A 424-nucleotide genomic window follows, 5' to 3' on the forward strand; every position below is an offset into this window, starting at 1 on the left:
GAGAAGGACCATCAGCGCAAGGGCGTGCAGTCCACCTCCGTGGAGGACTCGATGAGCATGGTCCACCTGTCGGTCGGCATGAAGCGGCCCGCGTCCCCGCGGCTGCTCTCCGAACCGGCCGTCGTCGCCGGGATGGCCCGCGCCGCGCTGCCCGACAGCGCGACGCCCTGGCAGTGGTACGTCGAGGACTACGACCGCATCCGCGACACCATGGCCATGGCGCTGGACGGCGTCGAGGACTTCAACCGCCGGGTGCGCCTGCCCCTGGGCGTCCGGATCAGGCAGCCCGCCCGCGAGCTGGTCTTCCTCACCCCGTCGGGGCGCGCCGAGTTCTCCGCCGCCGCGCTGCCCGACGTCGTTCCCGCGCCCGGCACGCTGGCGCTGGGCCCCATGCGCTCGCTCGACCAGTGGAACACCACCAGCG

1 pseudogene is annotated in these 424 nt (G+C 73.1%); it reads left to right on the top strand.

From position 1 onward, the window contains the following. Positions 1-424 (top strand): annotated as a pseudogene (locus RM812_RS42545) (FdhF/YdeP family oxidoreductase); the annotation flags it as partial.

It is taken from the genome of Streptomyces lancefieldiae (assembly GCF_031845825.1).
GTDB classification, from domain to species: domain Bacteria; phylum Actinomycetota; class Actinomycetes; order Streptomycetales; family Streptomycetaceae; genus Streptomyces; species Streptomyces lancefieldiae.